The following is a 605-nucleotide window of genomic DNA, read 5'->3' as shown; positions in this document are numbered from 1 at the left end:
CCGGGTTGCGGACAGTGTCTGGTGGGTAGTTTGACTGGGGCGGTCTCCTCCCAAAGAGTAACGGAGGAGCACGAAGGTTGGCTAATCCTGGTCGGACATCAGGAGGTTAGTGCAATGGCATAAGCCAGCTTGACTGCGAGCGTGACGGCGCGAGCAGGTGCGAAAGCAGGTCATAGTGATCCGGTGGTTCTGAATGGAAGGGCCATCGCTCAACGGATAAAAGGTACTCCGGGGATAACAGGCTGATACCGCCCAAGAGTTCATATCGACGGCGGTGTTTGGCACCTCGATGTCGGCTCATCACATCCTGGGGCTGAAGTAGGTCCCAAGGGTATGGCTGTTCGCCATTTAAAGTGGTACGCGAGCTGGGTTTAGAACGTCGTGAGACAGTTCGGTCCCTATCTGCCGTGGGCGCTGGAGAATTGAGGGGGGCTGCTCCTAGTACGAGAGGACCGGAGTGGACGCATCACTGGTGTTCGGGTTGTCATGCCAATGGCACTGCCCGGTAGCTAAATGCGGAAGAGATAAGTGCTGAAAGCATCTAAGCACGAAACTTGCCCCGAGATGAGTTCTCCCTGAGACTTTAAGTCTCCTGAAGGAACGTT

At 55.5% G+C, this 605-nt stretch carries 1 rRNA gene; it reads left to right on the top strand.

The window, feature by feature from the left end:
* Positions 1 to 605, top strand: a 23S ribosomal RNA gene (locus tag ACOTY5_RS21890); the annotation flags it as partial.

The organism is Enterobacter cloacae complex sp. SHL018 (assembly GCF_049237905.1).
GTDB classification, from domain to species: Bacteria; Pseudomonadota; Gammaproteobacteria; order Enterobacterales; family Enterobacteriaceae; genus Enterobacter; species Enterobacter hormaechei_C.
Note: the sequence above shows the minus strand (reverse complement) of the source record. Positions and strands in the feature narration are given on the sequence as shown.